The sequence below is a fragment of the Flavobacterium sp. GSA192 genome, from assembly GCF_006386525.1.
GTDB lineage: Bacteria > Bacteroidota > Bacteroidia > Flavobacteriales > Flavobacteriaceae > Flavobacterium > Flavobacterium commune.
On record NZ_VAHC01000001.1, the window covers coordinates 317,237 to 337,082 of the forward strand.

Sequence of the window (19,846 nt, forward strand, 5' to 3'; positions counted from 1 at the left end):
ATGAATTCAACAAGATTGTTATTCATTATCTCATTCAAAGTGTTTGTTTTAAAAATCGGTAAAATCTAATCTTTACTTATTTCAATAGTTTAATTTTTTTTAATAAAAAGAGAAATTCAACTGTTTTAAAAGTGAATGAGAAGAAATGCTTTTGCCTTAATTAATCCATATCAATTTGTTGGTATAATGTAAGATTTCTTTAGAATGCTATTTGTTGCAACAGCATAATCAATTAAAATTCAAAGACTCAAGCATAGAGCTTATTCCTGATGATTGTTGTATTGCCTTTTTAAACGCAATACACCGGCATCAAAAAAACACAAATCAATCAATATGAATTTGTACCGTTTATTTAGATATAGGCTCATAGCCTTCCCCGTTTTATTAGTTGTGCTTTCCTGTTCGGTAAAAACATCAGTAAGTAGGTATGTGGACTTTGTCAATCCTTTAATAGGGACAGCACCTTCTACAACTATTAGTGCTTTGCAGCATGGAGAAGATGAAAAAGAAAATAATGCCCAGGTAGTGCCTTACGTTACTGTTCCTTTTGGAATGACTAACTGGACAGCGCAAACCAAAGCAACGGAAACCAAATGTGTGGCTCCTTATTATTATACTGATACAAAGATTTCAGGTTTTAGAGGAAGTCACTGGTTGAGTGGTTCCTGCGTGCAGGATTATGGAAGTATGACCATTATGCCTATATCAGGAAAATTAAAATGTCAGGCCGATGATAGAGCATCCAATTTTTTGCATGATACCGAAAAAACGACTCCATACAATTATAATGTTACTCTGGCTGATTATAAGATTGATGTAAATATGACAGCAACTAAGCGTTGTGGTTTGTTCCAGTTTACATTCGAAAATTCAGGTGAAGCTCATATTATTGTGAATCCAAATAGTGACGAAGGAGAAGGTTTTATCCAAATAAATGCAGAAAAAAACGAGATTATTGGCTATAATCCTGTACATAAAATTTACCAGGGTTGGGGTGATAAAGCGGGTTTCAGTGGCTATTTTGTAGTACAATTGAGTAAAAGTTCAGGGAAATTTGGTGTTTATCAAAATGAAAAAGTTCTTGAAGGAAACACACAAATTGCTAATCTGGAAAATATAGGAGCTTACATTTCTTTTATGGTTGAAAAAGGAGAAACCATCGAAGCAAAAATCGGGACTTCATTCACCAGTATTGAACAAGCCAGAAAGAATTTAGAAGCCGAAACGAAAGACTTAGATTTTGCTGAAGCAAAAGAAAATTTAAAAGAAACATGGGAAAACTTACTTTCAAAAGCAAAGGTAGAAGGAACAAATAAAGATGATAAAGTAAAGTTTTACACAGCAATGTATCATAGTTATTTGCAGCCAAGAACTTTTAATGATGTCGATGGAACGTATGTGAGTTTTAATGGAGGTACAAAATTAATGAATAGTGGCAAAGACGATTATTTTACTGATTTCTCTATGTGGGATATTTATAGAGCCTCGCTTCCGTTGTTTAATATGCTAACGCCAAAAGTGAATGGACAAATGATGAAAAGTCTGTTTTCTATGGCGGAGCAAGGTGGATGGATGCCTATTTTTCCCTGCTGGAATAGTTATACTTCGGCTATGATTGGCGATCATTCAGTAGCGGCAGTAGCTGACGCTTATATGAAAAATAATATCGAAATATCCGACAAAGAATACAGCTATTTGATACAAAACGCCTTTAAAACACCGGATAATCATGCCGATTATGTAAATGGAAAAGGGCGCCGTGGTTTGGACTCTTATTTAAAATATGGTTATGTCCCATTGGAAGATGCCGTATTAGAATCGTTTCATAAAGGAGAGCAGGTTTCCCGAACTTTAGAATATGCTTTTGATGATTTTGCGCTTTCGCAAATTGCTGCCAAAAAAGGAGACACACTTCACGCCCGACTTTTGAAAAAAAGAGCATTGAATTATGAAAATGTGTACAGTATATCAGATTCCAGTGTAAGAGGTCGTTTTGCCGATGGAACTTTTACTAAAGATTTTGACAAGTTTATCAGAAAATCATATATCACAGAGGGAACACCGTATCAATACACTTGGTATGTGCCTCAGGATATCAAAGGGTTAATGAATTTAATGGGAGGAGAAGATGGGTTTAATGCCAACTTGGATCGTTTCCATGCCGCCAAACAATACTGGCATGGAAATGAACCCGGTCACCAAATTCCGTTCTTGTATAATTTTTCAGGACAGGCCTGGAAAACTCAGGAATTGGTAACCGAAATCATGAAAACCGAATACAGTAACGATGTGGGCGGATTAAGCGGAAATGACGATGCAGGACAAATGTCGGCTTGGTATGTTTTTGCAGCCTTAGGATTTTATCCGGTTGCTCCTTCAGTGCCTCAATATGTGATTTCGGGACCTCATTTTGATAAAATTACACTGAGTTTGGAAAACGGAAAAACATTGATTATTAATGCAAAAGGAGCTTCTTCCGGGAATAATTACATCCAGAAAATAAGGTTTAACGGAGTAGAATATGATAAAACCTATTTGGATCATTTTTCTATTATGAAGGGAGGAATTTTAGATTTTGAAATGGGAAACCAACCTAATAAATCATGGGGAACAGCTAAGGAAAGTAAGCCATTTTCATTATCGAATTAAAAATAAAAGAGATGAACAAGATAAGTCGTGGCGAATTTTTAAAACTAGGAAGTCTATCATTGCTTGGTGCTTTGGTTAGCGACGCTGTTTTGGCAAATGATGGATTTTTTAGTGCCCCGACAACTAAAGTGGATTCTCTTTTGATGAAAAAACTTCTTTTAAGTAATGATGCAAAGGTGGAACAGCTGCTTCAAAAGGAGCTCACTGATTCTGCTATTCGTCTGAGTAGTTTTCGTTCTTTGGCAAATAGTATTGCGGTATTATCCGCCTCGGTTTCTCATTCGGAATCGAGGTTTTATAAGTCTAAAATTGTTGTCGAACGTTTGAATCAATCGGCTGATGTATTATTAAAAGGACAATACAGCGATGGGACGGTTGATGCTGGTGGAAACAGACAGTCACCACCTGATACGGCTTTTGTTTTAGAATACATTTGTTCGGCTGCGACAGTTTTGAGAGAAAATAAACAAAAAGATTTGGATCCGGTAAAAGTGAAACTTAAAAAGTTTATTCAGAATGCCGGGGAAGCAATGATAACAGGAGGAGTTCACACGCCTAATCACCGATGGGTGGTTAGTGCAGCTCTGGCCAATATCAATTCGCTTTATCCGGATGTCAGATACGTTCAAAGAATTGACCAATGGTTGGCCGAAGGAGTTTATATCAATCAGGATGGACATTATTCGGAACGAAGCGGGATTTATTCGGCGGTTATAGACAAGGCCTTAATTACGATGGCCCGATTACTGAATAGGCCGGAGTTGTTGAAAATGGTTCAAAAAAACTTAATCACAACTTATTATTACACGGAACCTAATGGCGATTTGGTTACTGTAGATTCTAAAAGACAGGATCAGTTTATGGATATCACGGTTACCAAATTTTATTTGCAATACCGTTATATGGCTATTCATACGGGAAATCCATTGTTTGCGTATATGGTAAAACTTATTGAAAAAAGTCCCGATTTTGACAAGTATATTCTACAGGATTCATTGGTTGAATTTATGGGGGATCCAGAGTTGCAGCAGCAAATTCCTGTGAGTTCTAATGTTGAAAATGATTTTGAAAAGTTTTTTGTTCTTTCCAATTTGGCCCGAATCAGACGAGGCAAAACTTCGATAACGCTATTTGGAGGAAATGACAAACCGGTATTAATAGCTTCAGGAAGATCGTCTAACCCTAATTTTTTAATGTATCGAAAAGGAGATGCCATATTAAAATACATGCGATTGTCGTCTTCGTTTTTCAGAATGGGTTATTTCAGTAGTGATGGTATCGAAAAAGTAGGGAATAAATACATTTTGAAAGAAACAAAAGAAGCCGATTATTATCAGCCACTGGCTCCGGAATTCCGGAAAACTGATGGCGATTATCAATTGTCAGAGTCAAAGGATGGAAGGTTTTGGAACAAAATGGATTTTGATAATCGAGTTGCAAGCAATATAAAAACGCAAACCACGGTTGTTGAAATTGAGGAAAATAATGGAGCCTTAAGTTTGGATTTTAAAGTGGATGGTCCGCCTAATGTGGAAATAACGGTAGAAATGTGTTTCAAAGAAGGGACTCAGGTTGCTGGAGCAACTTTGGGAGAAAAAGGAAATTATTTTTTGAAATCAGGTACGGCTCAATTATCAATGGGAACAGATGCCATCCAGCTAGGCCCAGGGATTTGTGAACATCAAAACGTAAGTAATTTAGATAGTGAAGAATACACCTATCATCAGGGGACTTTACGTACCGATGGAGTTCATGTTTATATTACCGGTTTCACACCATTTCGACATAAAATGACAATTTCTTAATAATAGAGGAATTTTTCGGGCATTGCAGAAAGTTTACTTAATTTTACGAAAATTAAGTTTAATCTATAAATAATTGAAATTATGAAATTATCATTTATGGCTGCTTTGCTGTTTTGCGGTATTTGTTTTGGACAAAATAATACAGACAACAGTTTGTATATGAAAGCCGAAAAAATAAGTTACCTGACTGATATTGGTTCAGAATCAGGAGATTTATACCAGACTATTGGGCATCACGGTCCGGCAGTAGAAAATGAATGGATGGCATTGAGAATCTATTTTAGTGATAAAGTAGCTATCGATGTTTATAATAAAGCCAAGAAAGGTTTAGAGTTGAAAGCGGCACATTGGTATCCAACTCCGGCGCAACAAAAAGAAGGATGGGGAGCTGATTATTATAAAGTGGCATCAACTGTAGGTTTAGGAGGAGTGAAACTTTGGGATGGAGAAAAATTAGTTTCATTGAATCCAGTGACAAATCGTTTAGCTCGTGTTGGAAAAACAGAGAACACTTCATGGATGGAGATGATTTCCAGAGGTGTGCCTTACAAAGGGAAAAAAGTTGATATTCTGGTTCGTGTTACCGTTTTCTCTGGAAAAAGAGAAGCTAAAGTGGAAGCCTTTAGTTTGAATGGCGAAAAAGTACAGTTTGCTACAGGAGTAAATTACTTTAAAGGATTTGAAACTAAAAAAGGAGAGAATTATATCGCTGTTTGGGGAACGCATCCTGAGGATGTAGCCGCAGAAGTAGTAGGAATTGGAGCAGCAATAAAATACAATCCTAAGAATTATGTAAAAAATACCGATGATGGAACACAGTATTTATTAATCTCTAAGCCAACAAAATATTTAGCAACTGAAATTGCATCAGCTTGTGCTAAGGAAAAAGAAATAAATACGTTAGATAAATTAGAAGCTTACATCAAATAAAGCATACAACAGCGCTTTATTTTTTGTAGGATTTGAAATTCTGAAACTCAAAAAAGAAGTGCACAGATGATACTTAATCAATCGGTGTCATCTGTGTACTTTTTTTGTGCTTTTTTTTAAGTGAAATATTGTTTTGTTAAAGAGTTAAGTATTTGAATTTTAAGTGTTTTTGAATTTAGGTAAAGAAAATGTAAAAAATGAATATGATGTTAAAAATAATTCCAAAACTGTTTTTTACCGTCTTATTAGTAAGCGTTTTGTTGTTGGGGCTTAAAGCTCAGGCACAAGAAAAAGTTAAAACTCAAAAAGAGTTTTTAATTACTAATTATGGTGCAAAAGCAGATGGAAAAACCTTAAATACAATCGCAATTCAAAAAGCGATTGATGCCGCTTTTAAAAACAAAGGTGGATCTGTTGTTTTTCCAAAAGGGGAATTTTTATCGGGTAGTATTCAAATGAAATCGAATGTGAGTCTGCGTCTGGAAGAAGGAGCCGTTTTGTTAGGAAGTACAAATCCTAAGGATTATTACAAAATGGATTTTCCGGGAAGACCTGACTCTCCAAAGAAAGACGATAATTCACAAATGGCTTTACTGTTAGCGCACAAAGCAACCAATATTAAACTATATGGAAAAGGAAAAATTGACGGTCAGGGGTTACAATTGGCTTTAAATATAGACAGTTTACATCATGCAGGAATTGTTGTAGATCCTAATTATACCATTCGCAGAAACAGGCCTAATGAAACGATGCGACCTAAATTATTTCGGTTTTCTCAGTGTGATAATGTAGCCATTGAAGGTTTACAAGTGGGAGCTGCTTCTTGTTGGGGATTGTCTTTCGAGTTGTGTTCTAATCTTAGTTTGGATGGGCTGAAAGTTATCAATCGTTCGTATTGGAATAATGACGGAATCGATATTACTGATTGTAAAAATGTAAAAATTACTAATTGTGATTTGGACACGGCCGATGACGGGATTTGCCTTAAATCCTATTATCCGGGATATGCTAATGATGGAATTTATATTGCTAATTGTACGATAAAATCCAGTGCCAGTGCGATAAAATTTGGAACTGCTTCCTATGGCGGATTCAAAAATGTGCTTATTAAAGATATTGAAGTATATGACACTTTTCGTTCAGCCATTGCTATCGAATCAGTTGATGGAGCGGTCATAGAAAATATTGCAGTTTCTAATATCAATGCAGTAAATACAGGAAATGCCATTTTTATTCGAATAGGACAACGAAGTGGGGATAAAGCAGGAAGTATTAAAAATGTGAGTATCAAAAATGTAAAAGTGCAAGTGCCTTTTGGAAGACCGGATATCAATTACGATTTAAGAGGTCCTGAAGTTGATTTTTTCCATAATCCATTTCCATCGTCAATTGTTGGGATACCAGGATACCAAATAGAAAATGTAAGTCTTGAAAATATTACTATTTCGTATCCCGGCAGAGCTACTAAAGGAATGGCTTACGTATCATTAAACCGATTGAATCAGGTACCGGAAGTGATAAAAGAGTATCCTGAGTTTTCTATGTTTGGCGAATTGCCAGCCTGGTCATTTTATGTTCGTCATGCCAAAGGAATCAGTTTCAAAAATATCAAAGTTACTTTGGACGATACTGATTTCCGACCTGCCTTTGTTTTTGATGATGTTCAAAATTTGAATATGGAACAAATTGATTTACCCAAAGACAAAAAGGAACAGCTTGTCTTAAAAAATGTCTCTGAATCCAGAATAGACTTGAAAGAAACGAATATAAAAACCATACCATAAAACCGCTTTAGTATTTAAAATAGAAATCATGAAGAAAAGTCGAAATTCCATTTTTGTTTGCTTGACATTGCTGTTGCAATGTTTGTTTTTGAATGCACAAAATCATCGTTTTGTTGATCCAATGATTGGGTCAGAAGGACTGGGAAATGTTTTTGTAGGTCCTTCATGTCCTTACGGAATGATCAAACCTGGACCCGATAATGACTTAAACGCGAATAGTGGTTTTACCACCGATATGACCAAACCTATTTATGGTTTTAGCCAGGTTCACGTGAGTGGTACCGGAGGTGGAGCTAAATATGGGAATGTTTCTATCATGCCAATTTCGGGCGATTTTGAAACTATCAAACAGGAATCTTTACGAGAAAACGAAAAGGTGGCCTTAGGTTATTATGGCGCTTTATTGAAAAAATGGAATATTCAAACTGAAATCACAACTTCTGACAGAGCTGCTTTTTATCGATTTATTTTTAATTCGAATGCTAAAAATGCAATTAAAATTGATTTAGGAAGATATTTGGACGAGTCCATTATTCCTGACGGAAGAGAAGCACAGCAATTTGTAGGTTCTCAGGTAGAAGTGATTTCGGATACTGAAGTTCGTGGTTACACTAAAGTTCGTGGTGGTTGGAACAACGGAGCTACTTATACCGTTTATTTTTCTGCGGTATTCGATCAGCCATTTACTAATTTTTCTACCTGGAAAGACGAGAAGTTTTTTCCAAATGAAAAAAATCAGGTGGACAACGGAAAGAAAACCGGAGCGATGTTATTTTTCGAAAGCTTAGCAAACAAGACAGTGAATATGAAAATCGGAATTTCTTTCATTAGCAGTTTGAAAGCCAGAGAAAATATCGATAAAGAAATTCCGCATTGGGATTTTAATAAAGAATTGGCCGAAACCCAACAAAAATGGGAGAATTTATTGCAAAGAGTGGAAGTTGAAAAAGAAGCTTCGACAGAAAAGAAAACTATGTTTTATACGGGTTTGTATCATACTATGTTGATGCCGGTGGATCGTACAGGAGAAAATCCGTTATGGGAAAATGATTCACCTTATTATGATGATTTTTATGCCATTTGGGATACTTATCGTTCTTCAAGTCCATTAATTACACTTTTAGATCCTAAACGCGAAATTGATATTGTCAATGCGATGTTGCAAATTTACAAACGCGACGGTTATTTGCCGGAAGCAAGAAGTGGAAATTCGAATGGACGAACTCAGGGGGGGTCAAACGCTGAGGTGGTTATTGCCGATGCTTTTGTAAAAGGACTGGAAGGCATTAATTACAAGTTGGCATTGGAAGCGATGATGAAAGATGCTCTGTTTCCTCCGGGTGGAAATGAAGAAAAAGAAGGTCGTGGCGGATTAGTAGATTACAATCGTTTGGGATATGTTTCTACGGATTATGTGCGTTCCGGAAACCGGACTTTAGAATATTCGTATAATGATTATTGTCTGGCAATTGTAGCCAAAGGAACCAAACGCAAAGGAGAATATTGGCGTTTTATCAAGCAGGCTGACAACTGGCAAAACCTGTGGAGAGACATCGAAGACAATGGTTCCCGTGGTTTTATTATGCCAAAAGATTCCAATAGAAAATGGGTAGATAGCATTCAATGCGCTGCAACCAACGGGAAAATTTCTTATGTGCCTTACACACCTTTGGCGCAGGATTGGCCTAATTGTGTTTGCTGGTGGTGTGGTGTTTTTTACGAAGCCAGTTCTTGGGAATATTCACTTTCAGTGCCTCATGATGTGGCGATGTTAATCAAAAAAACAGGTGGAAATGAAGCTTTCAAGAAAAGACTAAACACGCTGTTTGATAAAGGATTTTATAACGTTGCGAATGAGCCTTCATTTTTGAGTCCGAATTTATACCACTGGATTGGTCGTCCTGATTTGAGTAACGACCGCATTCACCAAATTATTGATAAGAATTACAATAGCAGCCGAAATGGGATTCCAGGAAATGACGATTCAGGTGCGATGTCTTCCTGGCTGGCTTTTCACATGATGGGCTTGTATCCTAATGCGGGACAATCTTATTATTTGATCAATTCGCCATATTTCAAACAAACGGTGATTCATCAGGAAAATGGAAAGGATTTTACCATCAAAGCCAAGAATTTTTCGGATAAAAACAAATACATCAAATCGGTAACATTAAACGGAAAAGCATTCGAAAATGCATTTATTGAGCACAGCGATATTGTTGCGGGTGGTGTGTTAGAATTTGAAATGGCTGCAACACCTTCTAAAACCTGGGGAACAAAACAAGTTCCGCCATCTAAATCAGATCAAATAATTGAGGAATAATAATTTTTATTGATGATTAAAATAATAGTAATGAAGAATTTTAAACCGGGTATTTTTATTTTGCTGATGAGCATGTTGCTGATTTCTTGTAAGCTAACAAGCAAGAAGGAAAATCTACAAACTAAATCAAGAATAGCAAATCCTATTATAGAGGGATATTTTGCAGATCCCTGCATTGTAAAAGAGGGAGATACTTTTTTTATTTATGCCACTATCGATCCTTGGGGAGGAGATGAACTGGCTGTGTTTTCAACAAAGGATTTCGTGAAATTTGAACGTCATCATTTAAACTGGCCCACAAAAAAAGCGTGCACAAGTCCGGGTTCAAATGATTCTATGGTATGGGCGCCTTCTGTTAAAAAAGCAGCTAACGGAAAATATTATATGTATGTTTCTGTTGGAAGCGAAATTTGGGTTGGTGTGAGCGATGCTCCGCTAGGTCCCTGGAAAAATGCCAAAGAAGATTCTTCTCCTTTAATTTCATCAAAAGACTATCCTGCTGTACATAATATCGATGCCGATTGTTTTATTGATGAAGATGGTCAGGCTTATCTATATTGGGGTTCGGGATTTAACTGGATAAATGGTGTTTGTATGGCTACTAAGCTAAATTCAGATATGATTTCATTTCATGGAGAACCCAAAGCAGTCACTCCTAAAGATTATTTTGAAGCTCCATACATGATTAAGCGTTTTGGGAAATATTATTTGATGTATTCATCAGGAAAAGCCATAGATGCCACTTATAAAGTAGGATATGCTGTGGGAAATTCTCCATTAGGTCCATTTGAAACAGCTTCGAATAGTCCTATTCTGGAAACGTCTGCTGATAGTACAACTTATGGACCAGGACATCATTCTGTATTTAATGAAAAAGGACAGGATTATATCTTATACCATCGAATTTTTCCACAAAAGGAAGAATATGTTTTACGCCAAATTTGTATTGATAGTTTGAATTTTGATACGAATCACCAAATAATAAAAATAAAACCAACTGGTATTTCCAGTTTCTGATTTTCTATAATATAATCTAAAAAAATATGAGAACCAATTTTAAATTAATCCTATTGTTTATTGTTTTTGTTTTTGAAGCAGGAAACTGTCAATCGACAAAATCAAAAACAGAAATAGCTACTACTGCCAGCCAGCTTATTGCTCGCGTTGTGCCAAATCACGCTTCGCAGTTTAGTGTCGAAATCGAATCTTCCAATAAAGAAGATTGGTTCGAAATTATTTCTAAAGGAGACAAAATTGTTTTAAGAGGAAACAATGGGGTTTCGGTTGCATCGGCTTTGTATTATTATCTAAATAATTTTACGAACAGCCAAATTACCTGGAATGGAACCAATTTGAATTTGCCTAAAAAATTACCGGCAGTTCCTAAATTGATTCATAAAAAAACACCTTATGAATACCGCTATTATTTGAACTATTGTACGTTCAATTACAGCATGAGTTGGTGGGATTGGACTCGTTGGGAAAAAGAAATTGACTGGATGGCTTTGCACGGAATCAACATGCCGCTTGCCATTACAGGAGAAGAATACATCTGGGATGAAGTTTATAAATCTTATGGTTTTACTGATGAAGATTTGAGTACTTTTTTTAGTGGACCTGCTTATTTCTCCTGGTTTTGGATGGGAAATTTAGACGGCTGGGGCGGACCTTTGTCTAAAAACTGGAAAGATACGCACCGTGATTTGCAATTGAAAATTCTAAAAAGAGAACGTGAATTAGGAATGAAAACCGTGTTGCCTGCTTTTACAGGTCACGTTCCAGCTTCTTTCAAAAAGTTCTTTCCAAATGCTAAATTAAAACAAACCAACTGGGGGAATGACTTTGAAGATACATACATCTTAGATTCTGATGATCCGTTATTTGCCGAAATAGGTAAGAAATTCTTAGAAAAACAATCTGAAGTTTACGGAACCGATCACTTGTATTCAGCGGATACTTTTAACGAAAATACGCCACCATCCAATGATCCGGCTTATCTTTCTGAATTGAGTAAGAAGATTTTCGAAGGCATGAAATCAGCCGATAAAGATGCGGTTTGGGTAATGCAGGGTTGGCTTTTTTACAGTCACAGAGAATTTTGGGAAGCACCACAAATCAAAGGAATGCTCGATGCTGTTCCTGATGATCGCATGATTATCTTGGATTTGGCTACCGAAATTGAACCGGTTTGGAAACGAACAGAAGCTTTTTATGGCAAACAATGGATTTGGAATATGCTGCACAATTTTGGTGGAAATATTTCGATGTTTGGAAGAATTGAAGCCGTTGCCAATGAACCTGCTAAAGCTTTAAAAGATCCTAAATCAGGAAAATTAAAAGGAATTGGATTAACGATGGAAGCGATTGAGCAAAATCCGGTTTTGTATGAGTTGATGACGGATAATACATGGAGAGATACACCTATCGAATTGAATTCATGGTTGGCTAAATATACGTTAAACCGCTACGGAAAATCAAATGCTGATATTTCTAAAGCCTGGGATATTCTGGTAAAAACAGTATATAATGGAGAAGTGATTCGTGATGGAGCAGAATCAATTATTGTGTCGCGTCCTACTTTTGAAGGTTACCGTCGTTGGGCAAGAACCAAATTAAATTATGCGCCAAAAGATCTACTTCTAGCTTGGGATCTTTTTATAAAAGCCATTCCTGTTGTTCAAAAATCAGATGGTTTCCAATATGATTTGGTGGATGTGAGCAGACAAGTTTTGGCAAATTATGCGCTGCCTTTGCAACAAGAAATAACTAAGGCGTATCAAAATAACGATAAAGCAGCATTTGATAAATACAGCAAGGAATTTTTAGAATTGATTGACGATATGGATTTGTTATTAGCTACACGTCAGGATTTCCTTTTAGGACCTTGGATTGCTGATGCCAGAAGCTGGGGGATTGACGAAAAAGAAAAAGCATTGTATGAGCAAAACGCCCGTGATTTAATTACGCTTTGGGGCGGAGCTGATAACAGATTGCATGAATACAGCAACCGTCAGTGGAGTGGACTGTTTACTGATTTTTACAAACCACGTTGGCAACAATTTTTTACAGATGTAAAAGCCAATTGGGGAAAATTCAATCAGGATAATTTTGATAATAAAATAAAAGAATGGGAATGGAAATGGGTAACGGAGAGAAAAGATTTTCCGGTAAAAGCTAAAGGGAATCCAAATGAGGTTGCCAAAGCATTACATAAAAAATACAGATCCCGTATTATTCCCGTAACGGAAAGAATGGCACCAATTAAATACGATTACTAAACATGAACGCAATTTCTAACCCAAATTCCAATCGTTTTTTGTCCCTTGATATGTTCAGGGGACTAACGATTTGTTTAATGATTGTAGTCAATACACCTGGAACGGGAGCTCATTTCTATGACTATTTGACTCATGCCAATTGGTTTGGATTCACCTTAGCTGATTTGGTATTTCCTTCCTTTCTTTTTGCAATGGGAAATGCAATGAGTTTTTCTATGGGAAAAATGAAAGAAACTACGGCTAATGTATTTTGGAAAAAAGTCATCAAACGCAGCATTATCATTTTTCTTCTGGGTTATTTAATGTATTGGTTTCCTTTTTTTAGACAAGGAATGGATGGCGCCTGGGAATTAAAACCTTTTGCCGAAACCCGCATTATGGGGGTTTTGCAACGCATTGCTTTATGTTATTTTGTTACGGCTATTATTTTTTTTTATTTATCAGAGAAAGCAGCAATAATTCTTTCGGTAATATTGTTGTTGGGATATTGGGCAATATTGTATTTATTTGGACAACCAGGAGCCGAATTAGAAATGGCCACCAATGCTGTAACTCGTTTTGATTTATTTGTTTTAGGAGAAGGTCATATTTACAAACGCGATAGTATTCCATTTGATCCGGAAGGAATTTTAAGCACTTTGCCATCCATTGTCAATGTTATAGGTGGTTTTATTGCAGGAAGTTTTATTCAGAGAATTGGAAAAACATTTGAAGGAATAGCAAAACTGTTGATTGTTGGTTTTCTTCTGATGGCTTTAGCACGTTGGTGGGATTTGGTATTACCCATTTCAAAAAAATTGTGGACAGGTTCTTTTGTGTTGTACACAGTTGGAATTGATTTGTCCATCATGGCTATTTTAATTTATTTCATCGAATTAAAACAAAAGCATTTTGGAGTAGAATTCACCACCATTTTTGGTAAAAATCCTCTGTTTATTTATTTGTTTTCTGAATTGTTTTTTATCACTTTACGTCTGATTCCGGTAAATTCGGAGATGGATGCTTTTGAATGGGTGAGCGAACGTATTTTTCAAAGAATCTTTCCAGGAAGTTTTGGTGCATTTGTTACCGCCATTGTATTCATGTTGGTTTGCTGGTCTTTGGGCTGGTGGTTGAATAAAAAGCGTATTTATATTAAACTTTAATCATAGAAGTTAAATGGTTTGATATGATTTCGAAAAATAAAATTTTAAGCTTGCTAATAATCTTTTTGTTTTTATTGGTTTCTTTTAAAAAAGAAGAACCTGTAAAAATGAATGAAATTCAGGTGATTGGGAGTCATAATTCATATAAAATTGCTATTGAAGAGCCGTTGTGGAATTATTTGTTTCAACGAGATTCGGCAGTGGCAAAGTCACTTCAATACGGTCATATTCCTATTGAAAAGCAATTGGATTTAGGGCTTCGAAATTTAGAATACGATGTGCTGCATGATCCTAAAGGAGGTTATTATTCTAATCCAAAAGGTTTGGCAATTGTAAAATCATTAGGGAAAGTACCACTGGAATATGACACAGCAAATAAGTTGGCTCAGCCCGGATTAAAAATGTTTCATGTTCCCGATATCGATTTTAGAAGTCATTATTTGTTGTTTAAAGAAGGATTATTCGCTTTAAAGAAATGGTCGGATAAAAATCCAAAGCATACACCTGTTTTTATTTTGATAAATGCCAAAGATGATAATAATAGAAAATTACGAGAGCCCTTGCCTTTTACAAAATCGGCTTTAGATAGTATTGATATCGAAATTCGTTCGGTTTTTGATGATTCAAAATTGATAACTCCTGATTTGGTTCGGGGAAAATTCAATACCTTAGAAGAGGCTATTTTAAAAAAAGGCTGGCCTGATTTGAATGCTGTTAAAGGAAGATTCCTTTTTGTTTTGGATGAAAATGAAACTAAAATGAATCGCTATCTTGAAGGACATCCCAGTTTAAAAAACAGAGTGTTGTTTGTAAACAGTAAAGAAGGAAATCCTGAAGCGGCTTTTAGAGTCATAAACGACCCGATTAAAAATTTTGATTATATAAAGGAATTAGTAGCCAAAGGTTATATCGTTCGCACTCGCGCCGATGACGGAACAACGGAAGCCAGAACGAATGATTATACTAAATTCGAAAAAGCAAAAGCATCGGGGGCACAGGTCATTTCAACTGATTATTATATGCCATCGACACTTTTTAAATCATCTTTTCAGGTGAGTTTTGACAATAACCGTTACGAAAGAATTAAAAAAAGAAATCATGTTCAAAAATAAGTTTAATACCATTTTTCTAGTTTTTATTGTCTTTTTTGCCAATGCATTAAAAGCACAAAATAGCAATTTTACTATTGTTTCGGCAAATCAAAAAGCGAGTATTTTAGTAGAAGACAAAGAACCAAAAGTGGTTCATATCGCTGCTAAAATGCTGACCGATGATGTGTTTTCTATAAGCAATCAAAGATTGAACATTGCGAAAAATAGTTCAGGAATAGTAATTATGGCTGGAACTATTGGACAAAGTAAATGGATAGACGCTTTGGTTTCGAAGCAAAAAATCACTGTTACTGATGTAAAAGGAAAATGGGAAACCTATAAAATTCAAGTAGTCGAAAATCCAACAGCAACCATAAAAAAAGCATTGGTTATTGTAGGTTCTGACAGAAGAGCTACGGCTTATGGTTTATTAGAAATTTCCAGAATGATTGGTGTTTCTCCTTGGGAATGGTGGGCTGATGTTACACCGGACAGAAAAGATAATTTGGTTTTAAACATAGCAACTAAAACCTATGGTTCGCCATCGGTGAAATACAGAGGGATTTTTCTAAACGACGAAGATTGGGGATTACAACCCTGGGCAGCCAAAACATTCGAACCGGAAACGGGAGATATTGGACCCAAAACCTATGCGAAAGTTTTTGAATTATTGTTGCGTTTAAGAGCCAATACCATTTGGCCAGCAATGCACAAAAGCACCAAAGCTTTTTATTCTTTCCCAAAAAACAAAGAAGTTGCTGATGATTATGCTATTGTGGTAGGAACTTCGCACGCTGAACCGATGTTGAGTAATATTAATGCAGAATGGAATCATAATACTATGGGTGAATATCGTTATGATACGAACTCAGGAGTAATCAAAGATTTTTTCAGGAAAAGAGCTAAGGAAACCGCTCCTTTCGAAAATATTTATACCGTAGGAATGCGTGGTGAACACGATTCTCCGATGATTGTTGGCGAAGACGATTCGGATTCCCAGGTTAAATTATTGGAACAGGTAATTACCGATCAAAGAGCGATTTTGAAAAAAGCTACAGGGAAAGATGCTGCTAAAATTCCGCAGGCATTTATTCCATATAAAGAAGTATTGGATTATTACCAAAAAGGATTGCAGTTGCCGGAAGATGTACAACTGGTTTGGACTGATGACAATTATGGATACATCCGTCAATTGAGTAACCTAAAAGAGCAAAAACGTCCTGGTGGTGCGGGAATTTATTACCATACTTCTTATTGGGGACGTCCACATGATTATTTGTGGTTGAATTCGACTAATCCTGTTTTAATGTGGGAAGAAATGGAAAAAGCCTATGAATTTCAATCCCGTGATTTATGGATTTTGAACTGTGGAGATATCAAACCCCATGAATACAATATCGAATTGTTTTTAGATATGGCTTGGGATATGAACTCTTTTGCTAAAAGCCAAAGTGTGAAAACACACATGCAAAATTGGGCTTCGAGAGAATTTGGAACTCAGAATTCTAATTCGATAACAGAATTGTTTTTTGAATATTATCGTTTGGCTTTCCAGCGTCGTCCTGAGTTTATGGCCTGGAATCAGGTAGAACCTGAAACGAAATCAAAACCAACAGCACTGACTCAAATCCATTATGGAGATGAGGTTTCGAAAAGAATTGACGAATACCAAAATCTGATGGATACTGCCGAAAAATTGAAAAATGCAATTCCAGCGAATCGTCAAAATGCTTTTTACGAATTGGTAACCTATCCTGTTGTTGGTGCAGCAAGTTTAAATCATAAATGGTTGTATTCGTATAAAAATAAATTCGTTGCCGAACAGGGAAGAGGCAGCGCTTCTTTTTTTGCCGCAAAAGCTGAAGAAGCTTATAATCGAATTCAGAAAGAAACAAACTATTTTAATAACGAATTGGCTAACGGAAAATGGAAACATATTATGAGTATGGCTCCGCGACATTTGCCAGTTTTTGGACAAACCACAGCAACCACAGCAGTTGCAGTAACAAAACCGGAATTGAAACTGGCTCTGGAAAGTTATGAAATGGAAGTCAATCATAAAACGGAGAATTCCTATGCCGATGTTTTGCCTGTTTTTAACGCTTACATAAACAATCAGTACTATATTGATGTTTTTATGAAAGGCGCTGGCGAAGTTTCCTGGCAAGCAAAACCAAAAGCAGATTGGATTAAAATTTCCGAAAAACAAGGTGTTTTGGATAATAATAAAAACAGTCAGCAACGCATTTGGGTAAGTATCGACTGGAGTAAAGTTCCAAAAGGAGAAAATAAAAAAGAAGCACCATTAGGACATGATTACCAATTGATTCCACCAAGTTACAAAGTCAATTCGGCAATAGATTTTGTGAGTAAAGACACTTTGATTACTATTGGGGTTTCGGCTTTTAACCCAAAGTTTGAAGCATTAGAAAATTATAAAGGTTTTGTGGAAGACAAAGGATATGTTTCGATTAATGCTGCGAATTATTCGAATAAAAAAGAAGGTACAGCCGCTAAATGGGAAACTTTTGAAGGTATTGGATATGCAGGAAAAGTAAGTGTGGCTTTACCAAGAACGGCTAATTCTGAAGTGGATTTGAAAGCCATAAAAGCCAATAGTCCAGTTATGGAATATGATTTTTATAGTTTTAATTTTGGTCAGGCCAATGTAAAAGTACAGGCCATTCCGACGCATGCTTTTTACCAGGGAAAAGGAGTGCGATGTGCCGTAGCTATTGATGATGCGGAACCTGTTATTTTAGATTTTCAAACTTTTGGTCGAAGTGACGAATGGCTACAAAATGTATTGAAAAATGCGGCAGTAAAATCGGCATCACAAATTATCAATAAAGCAGGAAAACATAAATTGAGAATCTGGATGGTTGATCCCGGAGTAATGATTGACCGCGTTTTAATTGATTTGGGAGGCTGGAAGGATTCCTATGCTTTTCCAGCAGAAACAAAAATGTAAATTTTGAAAAATACTATATTGAATGAACTATTGTAAGAAAGTAATTGTGGGCTTGACTATTGTTTTGACCGTTGTTTCTTGTACTTCGGTCAGGGAATTTACACCTAAAAGCACTCAAGTTGCATTCTTATCTGATGTTCATTTACTGGATATTTATGGGACATTTTCCGATTCGGATTATAAAGGTGTACTGAATCTTTATGATGGGAAATATACTTTGGCGCGAACTATGAAATCCCAATTGCAATCCACCCGATTGTTTAACGAAAATTATTTTGCTTTTATTGCTGCATTGGATGATGTGGCAAAACGAAATATAAAGACGGTTCTTCTTCCTGGAGATTTTAGTGATGACGGACAACCCATAAACATTCGGGGATTAAAAAAGATTCTGAATGAGTATTCGAATAAATATGGAATTCATTTTATAATTACCACAGGAAATCACGATGTTGCAAAACCCTTTTTGACCGATTCCGGTAAAACTGATTTTCTGGGCGAAGGAGGAAAAAATCAAGTGATAATGAGTAAAGCGGGAATGTACGTTTCTAAAAGTTCTGATGAACTTCCTGCGGTGATTACAAAAGATATCGGTACGATGGGCTATGCCGAAGTTTTAGAAGAACTAGGCGATTTTGGTTTTTTTCCAAAGAAAACCGATTTGTATTGGGAAACTCCATTTACGCCTTACAATCCGGATAATTATAGTTTCGAAAAGGCATTGGAGCAATCCACAATCGAAAAAAGAACCTATGCCATTCCGCCTTACAATTCGCAAATTCCCGATTTAAGTTATTTGGTAGAAGCCCAAAAAGACGTTTGGTTTTTAGCCATTGATGGCAATGTGTATGTGCCCAAAGAAGAGGCAAAGGAGCATCCGAAAAATCCATTAAATTACAATAGTGCCAATATTGGTTACAACCAAGTTTTAACGCATAAAAAACATTTAATTGCATGGGTGACTAAAGTGGTTCAGGAGGCAAAAAAAAGAGGCAAAACTTTAGTTGCGTTCAGTCATTATCCGATGATTGAGTTTAATGATGGTGCTTCAGCTATGATGAAAGCATTATTTGGTGAAGATAAAATGCAGTTGCATAGAGTTCCAAGTGAAGAAGTGGCACAAATTTTTGCGGAAGCCGGAGTGCAACTTCATTTTGCGGGACACATGCACATCAATGACACGGGAATCAGAAAATATAAAAATGGAAAGGGATTAGTGAATATCCAGATTCCATCATTGGCGGCTTATATTCCGGGGTATAAAATCCTGACGATTCAAAGTAAAAATAAGATGCAGATAAGTACAGTTGCTATTGATTCGGTGCCTGGATTTAAAACGCTTTTTCCTTTGTACGAACAGGAATATGCTTATTTAAAAAGTACTGGAAATCCGGATATTTGGGATAAAGGAATCTTAGAAGCTAAAAATTATCATGAATTTACGAATTGGCATCTCAAAGAACTCGTTCGAACACGATTTCTTAAAAAGGATTGGCCTGAAGATTTTAAAGATTTCCTGTTGAAATCGACAGCAAAGGATTTGTGTGCTTTTGCTAATATTTCTCATTCAAATCAACAGAAATTTAAAGATAAAAGCTGGACAGGTTTTGATTTGATTTTTGATTTTTATCGACTGTATTCAGCTGATGAATTGGCATTAAAAGACATTGGAGAAGAGCGGATTCGTCAATACAAAATCATTATTGATTCTTATATAGCACATTATAAAAAACAGACTAATCCAACTAAACTAGAAACTTCGTTTTATGAATTTTGTTCCATTTTTAAAAGTTTTCTAAATGATGCTCCATCAGATAATTTTATCATAAATTTGAATAGAAATACTATCCACAATTAATTTTGTGCTAAA

The 19,846-nt window shown here is 36.0% G+C and carries 11 protein-coding genes; all 11 read left to right on the plus strand.

Features of this window, described 5'->3' with window-relative positions:
- Positions 1–333: 333 nt before the first annotated feature.
- The 11 genes from FDM27_RS01445 (at position 334) to FDM27_RS01495 (ending at position 19,834) form a co-directional block, all read left to right on the plus strand.
- Positions 334–2,649, plus strand: a complete 2,316-nt coding sequence (locus FDM27_RS01445; RefSeq protein WP_140484910.1) for a GH92 family glycosyl hydrolase — start codon at positions 334–336, stop codon at positions 2,647–2,649.
- An 11-nt stretch (positions 2,650–2,660) separates the two neighbouring features.
- Positions 2,661–4,454, plus strand: a complete 1,794-nt coding sequence (locus FDM27_RS01450) for a hypothetical protein (protein ID WP_071185002.1) — start codon at positions 2,661–2,663, stop codon at positions 4,452–4,454.
- 81 nt (positions 4,455–4,535) lie between these two features.
- Positions 4,536–5,384, plus strand: a complete 849-nt coding sequence (locus FDM27_RS01455) for a DUF4861 family protein (protein ID WP_140484911.1) — start codon at positions 4,536–4,538, stop codon at positions 5,382–5,384.
- A gap of 203 nt (positions 5,385–5,587) precedes the next feature.
- Complete coding sequence (locus tag FDM27_RS01460; protein WP_255510433.1) at positions 5,588–7,168, plus strand: glycoside hydrolase family 28 protein; 1,581 nt, start codon at positions 5,588–5,590, stop codon at positions 7,166–7,168.
- 28 nt (positions 7,169–7,196) lie between these two features.
- Positions 7,197–9,491, plus strand: a complete 2,295-nt coding sequence (locus tag FDM27_RS01465) for a GH92 family glycosyl hydrolase (RefSeq protein ID WP_140484912.1) — start codon at positions 7,197–7,199, stop codon at positions 9,489–9,491.
- Between the two features lie 30 nt (positions 9,492–9,521).
- Positions 9,522–10,508: a family 43 glycosylhydrolase gene (locus FDM27_RS01470; protein WP_219846390.1), complete on the plus strand. Its 987-nt coding sequence runs from the start codon at positions 9,522–9,524 to the stop codon at positions 10,506–10,508.
- Positions 10,509–10,534: 26 nt separating this feature from the next.
- Positions 10,535–12,769: an alpha-N-acetylglucosaminidase gene (locus FDM27_RS01475; RefSeq protein WP_140484914.1), complete on the plus strand. Its 2,235-nt coding sequence runs from the start codon at positions 10,535–10,537 to the stop codon at positions 12,767–12,769.
- A gap of 2 nt (positions 12,770–12,771) precedes the next feature.
- Positions 12,772–13,914 (plus strand): acyltransferase family protein, encoded by a 1,143-nt coding sequence (locus FDM27_RS01480; RefSeq protein WP_140484915.1) that lies wholly within the window; start codon positions 12,772–12,774, stop codon positions 13,912–13,914.
- Between the two features lie 50 nt (positions 13,915–13,964).
- Positions 13,965–15,026 (plus strand): phosphatidylinositol-specific phospholipase C1-like protein, encoded by a 1,062-nt coding sequence (locus FDM27_RS01485; protein ID WP_255510434.1) that lies wholly within the window; start codon positions 13,965–13,967, stop codon positions 15,024–15,026.
- Positions 15,013–17,976 carry a glycosyl hydrolase 115 family protein gene (locus FDM27_RS01490; protein WP_140484916.1) on the plus strand — a complete coding sequence of 988 codons (2,964 nt, stop codon included), beginning with the start codon at positions 15,013–15,015 and terminating at the stop codon, positions 17,974–17,976. The genes FDM27_RS01485 and FDM27_RS01490 overlap by 14 nt, the downstream gene beginning before the upstream one ends.
- 22 nt (positions 17,977–17,998) lie before the next feature.
- Positions 17,999–19,834: a metallophosphoesterase family protein gene (locus FDM27_RS01495; protein WP_140484917.1), complete on the plus strand. Its 1,836-nt coding sequence runs from the start codon at positions 17,999–18,001 to the stop codon at positions 19,832–19,834.
- The last annotated feature ends 12 nt before the right edge of the window (positions 19,835–19,846 follow it).

Bases quoted from the DNA above. Each gene is read 5' to 3' on its own strand.
- FDM27_RS01480 (WP_140484915.1), top strand. From the start codon at position 12,772: ATGAACGCAATTTCTAACCCAAATTCCAATCGTTTTTTGTCCCTTGAT.
- FDM27_RS01465 (WP_140484912.1), top strand. From the start codon at position 7,197: ATGAAGAAAAGTCGAAATTCCATTTTTGTTTGCTTGACATTGCTGTTG.
- FDM27_RS01490 (WP_140484916.1), top strand. From the start codon at position 15,013: ATGTTCAAAAATAAGTTTAATACCATTTTTCTAGTTTTTATTGTCTTT.
- FDM27_RS01460 (WP_255510433.1), top strand. From the start codon at position 5,588: ATGATGTTAAAAATAATTCCAAAACTGTTTTTTACCGTCTTATTAGTA.
- FDM27_RS01495 (WP_140484917.1), top strand. From the start codon at position 17,999: ATGAACTATTGTAAGAAAGTAATTGTGGGCTTGACTATTGTTTTGACC.
- FDM27_RS01450 (WP_071185002.1), top strand. From the start codon at position 2,661: ATGAACAAGATAAGTCGTGGCGAATTTTTAAAACTAGGAAGTCTATCA.
- FDM27_RS01445 (WP_140484910.1), top strand. From the start codon at position 334: ATGAATTTGTACCGTTTATTTAGATATAGGCTCATAGCCTTCCCCGTT.
- FDM27_RS01455 (WP_140484911.1), top strand. From the start codon at position 4,536: ATGAAATTATCATTTATGGCTGCTTTGCTGTTTTGCGGTATTTGTTTT.
- FDM27_RS01475 (WP_140484914.1), top strand. From the start codon at position 10,535: ATGAGAACCAATTTTAAATTAATCCTATTGTTTATTGTTTTTGTTTTT.
- FDM27_RS01470 (WP_219846390.1), top strand. From the start codon at position 9,522: ATGAAGAATTTTAAACCGGGTATTTTTATTTTGCTGATGAGCATGTTG.